The sequence below is a fragment of the Aureimonas sp. SK2 genome, from assembly GCF_029813115.1.
Lineage (GTDB): Bacteria > Pseudomonadota > Alphaproteobacteria > Rhizobiales > Rhizobiaceae > Aureimonas.
Map to the genome: position 1 here is coordinate 1 of NZ_JAPZDS010000042.1, position 4,218 is coordinate 4,218.

The following is a 4,218-nucleotide window of genomic DNA, read 5'->3' on the forward strand; positions in this document are numbered from 1 at the left end:
GACTGCCTGTTAAGGCCGTCGAAAGCATAGGCATTCGGCATTTGAATCATCGTGTTCAGAGGTGGCTCCTATGCGGCCACTTCAGAGAGCTTCCACGACATCGTCTTTTCCGGCATGCGACAGCACAGGATCACTTGTCCGACGACGGGCATACTCGCTCTCTGCGATCCCGTCTGGCCATGCTAATCCTCGGAAACGGCAAACGATGGGGACCGAATCTTGAAAGCGACCGAAGCCAACCTCCTCAAGTTCATCAAGAAGTCCCCGCAGTTCGTCATCCCCATCTATCAGCGGAACTATTCGTGGGAGAAGGACCAGTGCCACCAGCTCTGGAACGATCTCCTGCGTGCGGGCAGGGACGAGTCGGTCAAGGCGCACTTCCTGGGGTCGATCGTGTACGTCGAACGCGCCCTGTCGTCCGTCACGAGCCAGGAGGCGTTGCTCGTCATCGATGGGCAGCAGCGCCTCACTACCAGCATCCTCCTGATCGCCGCCCTGGAGAGCCATTTCGCGGAAGAGGGTCTCGATGAGATACTGGACACCTTCTCGGCCCGGAAGCTGCGCAACTACTACCTCGTGAACCCGGACGAGACCGGCCCAAGACATTTCAAGCTGCTTCTCTCGGAGACCGACAGCGACACGCTTCTTGCGATCATCCAGGGCACGCCGATGCCGCAGGACTGCAGCCTGCGCATCAGCGAGAACTTCGCGCTCTTCCGGAGCCTGATCGTCGCCCATGCCGACGAGATCGAGGCGGTCTGCACCGGCCTGTCCAAACTGACGCTCGTCGAGGTCGCGCTCGACCGAGCGCACGACAACCCTCAGCTTATCTTTGAGAGCATGAACTCGACCGGGCTGGAACTCAGCCAGGCGGACCTGATCCGGAACTACATCCTGATGGGGCTAGAGCCGGACCTCCAGCGTCGGCTGTACATCCACTACTGGCGTCCGATGGAGATCGGCTTCGGCCAGGCGGCGTACACAACCTACTTCGACGCCTTCATGCGTCACTATCTGACCGTGAAGACCGGCGAGATACCGAACGTCCGGCACGTCTACGTCGCCTTCAAGAACTACGCCAAGGCGTTCGAGGGGGACGTTGCACTGGAAAGGCTCGTCGCCGACATCCATGCCTTCGCGACCTACTACTGGGCCATGGCGCTCGACAAGGAGCCCGACGCCGATCTGAAGAGCGCCTTCCACGACCTGCGGGAACTGAAGGTCGACGTCGCCTTCCCGTTCCTTCTGGACGTCTACGACCATTACAAGCAGGGCGGTCTTTCGACGAAGGATGTGGTCGAGATCGTCCGCATGGTCGAGACGCACGTTTTCCGTCGTGCGATCTGCGGCCTGCCGACCAACGCCTTGAACAAGATCTTCGCCGGCTTGAGCCGGTCGATCGACAGGACGCGGTACCTGGAGAGCACTAAGGCGACGTTCATCCTTCTGCCGACGTACCGGCGCATGCCGACCGACGCCGAATTCGAGCGCGACCTGAAGCAGCGGGACCTTTACAACTTCCGTACTCGCGGCTTCTGGCTGCGTCGGTTCGAGAACAACAAGCGGAAGGAGAGGGTGCCGGTCGACGAGTACACGGTCGAGCACATCATGCCGCAGAACGAGAAGCTGTCTGCCGAGTGGCGCTCCGATCTCGGGCCGGACTGGCAGCGGGTCCACCAGACGTGGCTGCACACCCTCGGGAACCTGACGCTGTCTGGATACAACTCCGAATACAAGGACCGGCCTTGGCTCTTCAAACGGGATCAGGTGACGAGTTCGAGCGGGGAGTCCATCGGTCTGTCGAAGAGCCCGCTGCGCTTGAATCAAGGACTTGGTGACGTCGACGTCTGGGATGAGGAAGCCATCAAGAACCGCGCCGACCGTCTGGCGAAGGAATGCCTGAAGGTCTGGCCGATGCCGAAGCTGACCCAGGAGGAGATGGCTCGGTACCGGCCGGAGGAGGCCAAGCCGGTCGCCAGATACACGCTCGCGGACCATCATCACCTGAAGTCGGGGCCGATTGCCGACCTGTTCGGGCAGTTGAAGGCTGAGGTTCTCGCGTTGGACCCCAACGTCACCGAAGACGTCCTCAAGGTCTACATCGCCTTCAAGGCCGAGACGAATTTCGTCGATGTCATCCCGCAGGCCCGGCAACTTCGCCTGTCGATCAACGTGCCGTTTTACGAGATCGACGATCCGAAGGGCATCTGCATGGACGTCACCGACCTCGGCCGGTGGGGAAACGGGGACGTCGAGATCACGATGAACTCCCCGGAGGAGATTCCCTACGCGATGGGGCTGATCCGGCAGGCGTTCGAGCGACAGATGGGGCCGACGGTCGACGCGTGATGCACGACGTCACGTGCTTGGAGGAAGATCTACCATGCGAAACAAGACGGAGCGTCCCGTCCTCAAGGACGATGGTCGACGTCGGTTCTTCCAGAGGGGGCGGAAAGGGGAGATCCGCTGGCTGGTCCACGCTGGGATCGACAGCTACGCCTACTCAAATGGACGCGATCCGCTCGAACCGTGGCGGATCGTCGATGCCGCGTCGGATGACGACTGGAGGGAGGTAATCGACGAGGACGAGTTGCGTAAAATCGAGGCCAGCCTAGCCTAGTATCTCCCCATCCTCGCCGAACACCGGCGGCCGGTACTCCGGCATCTGTAGGATCGGGATGTTGATGTTCGCTGCCCGCATGAGCCCTTCGAGCAGCGTAATGTGCCGGAGGTAGGCCTGGCCGACGGTCCGCAGATGGCCGATCTCGTGTTCCTGGAGCCGAAGCTCACGACGGAGTTCGAAAAGCTGGTCCTGCATGACCCGCTCCCATATCAGCCTCTCTTGCTCGATCTTGAGTTCGTGGCGGACGCGCTCCACCTCAAGGCGCGTCCGCTCCTCCTAATGCTTCTTGTCGAGGGCCGTCGACGTCGACGACCTCGATAGGTCGAAGCTCGACCTCGACGACGACCCTCGACCTCGACGTCGAGAAAGCGTCGACACATCGACCTCGACACGACGTCGAGCCTCGTCGAGCTTTCTCGTCGAGGCATCGAGGTCGATCACGCACCCGCAAACCCTTGCCGCGCAGGCGTTTGACGACGGTCATCGACGTCGATGATGTCGAGCGATCGTCGAGCCTTCATCGAGCCGTTTTCGAGCCTCGACGCGACGTCGACGGCCTCGACGGGTCGGCGTCGACAGATCGACCTCGACATCGACCTCGATGGCCTCGACGTCGACCTCGACGGCCTCGACGTCGACCTCGACGCGTTGTCGAGAGGTTGTCGATGCCGTCGAGATGTCGCCATCGCCGATTTCCATGTGGGAACATGGGCTTGCATGGAGCGACGACAGCGGTTTCTCAAAAGCGTCGTCGAGCCTGAAACGGGGTCCGGGCGGCACGTGTGGGGGGAAACATGGTCGATTTGGGGGAAGTTCCGCCCCAGGATGTGGGGAAAGGCAAAAACCTACCCGAAATTCGCGAGCCAGATCAGCGGGTTGGCGAAAGTCGCCATGTCTTGAATATATGAACAGAAGAAGAGGAACCGGGACGGGCCGAGATCAACCGTTCGCGGCCATCCTCGACAGGACGTACGCCAAGCGACGCTGGACGGTCTTCGGCAGGTCGTCCATCGCCTCCTGGACCGACGCGTTCCATCCTTTCTGCAGTTTCTCGTCGTCGTACGTAGACCTGGGGACGGCCAGCACGAGGAGCGTGGGGGACCTGTTGTGCGCGTTATCGTCGTTCCGCTGCCAGAAGCCGATAGTGTCCTTCCGACCCGAATTCCCAAAGAACACGTCCTCGCGGTACGGCCGGTCTTTCCTCGACCCGTAGGGGGCACGCTTCCCCGTTTGCCGCTGTGAGCGCCGTGAGAGCGTCGCCAGGGCATTTCTCGGCAGATTGCCGTGCTGATCGAGGCTGATACCCTGATACGTCTTCAGCGGCTCCTCATGCGGCACGAAGTTCCATCGCTCTGCCACGCCTACGTCGCCGGCCTCGCGCTCGTCGTCGTCACCCAAGGCGAACTTCAGGTACGACGACTGCGTCCGCTGGGTCCTGATCGACGAGCGTAGGATGTCGGTCCCGGTCTTTTTGGCCGCAGGGTTGTTCACGACGGCCGAGTTCTTCTGACCCGGCCTGATCTTCGTGAACTCCGCCGGGCCGCCATCGATCTCGGTCTCGAAGACCCGCTTTAGCCTCTCGTTGGCGTCGAGGG

General features: G+C 61.4%; 5 protein-coding genes. 2 read left to right on the forward strand and 3 right to left on the reverse strand.

Annotated features, from left to right (window positions below; all coding sequences use genetic code 11):
• The first annotated feature begins 219 nt into the window (after window positions 1-219).
• Together O5O54_RS22025 and O5O54_RS22030 are read left to right on the forward strand one after the other, a co-directional pair.
• On the forward strand, window positions 220-2,349 hold the full coding sequence (locus tag O5O54_RS22025) for a DUF262 and DUF1524 domain-containing protein (RefSeq protein WP_279483992.1): 2,130 nt from the start codon (window positions 220-222) through the stop codon (window positions 2,347-2,349).
• Window positions 2,350-2,383: 34 nt separating this feature from the next.
• The gene (locus O5O54_RS22030; protein WP_279483993.1) at window positions 2,384-2,620 is read left to right on the forward strand and encodes a hypothetical protein; all 237 of its coding nucleotides are present in this window, start codon (window positions 2,384-2,386) and stop codon (window positions 2,618-2,620) included.
• Here O5O54_RS22030 and O5O54_RS22035 read toward each other — a convergent pair.
• The 3 genes from O5O54_RS22035 to O5O54_RS22045 all read right to left on the reverse strand — a co-directional run.
• Window positions 2,612-2,878 carry a hypothetical protein gene (locus O5O54_RS22035; RefSeq protein WP_279483994.1) on the reverse strand — a complete coding sequence of 89 codons (267 nt, stop codon included), beginning with the start codon at window positions 2,876-2,878 and terminating at the stop codon, window positions 2,612-2,614. The two genes, O5O54_RS22030 and O5O54_RS22035, sit on opposite strands and share 9 nt — an antisense overlap.
• Before the next feature lie 225 nt (window positions 2,879-3,103).
• Window positions 3,104-3,322 carry a hypothetical protein gene (locus O5O54_RS22040; protein ID WP_279483995.1) on the reverse strand — a complete coding sequence of 73 codons (219 nt, stop codon included), beginning with the start codon at window positions 3,320-3,322 and terminating at the stop codon, window positions 3,104-3,106.
• A gap of 240 nt (window positions 3,323-3,562) precedes the next feature.
• A partial coding sequence (locus O5O54_RS22045) for a hypothetical protein (RefSeq protein WP_279483996.1) occupies window positions 3,563-4,218 on the reverse strand: 656 nt, incomplete at its 5' end.

What these genes read in the sequence shown, in the direction of transcription:
- O5O54_RS22040 (WP_279483995.1), bottom strand. Translation starts at nt 3,322, where the DNA reads ATGGAAATCGGCGATGGCGACATCTCGACGGCATCGACAACCTCTCGA.
- O5O54_RS22030 (WP_279483993.1), top strand. Translation starts at nt 2,384, where the DNA reads ATGCGAAACAAGACGGAGCGTCCCGTCCTCAAGGACGATGGTCGACGT.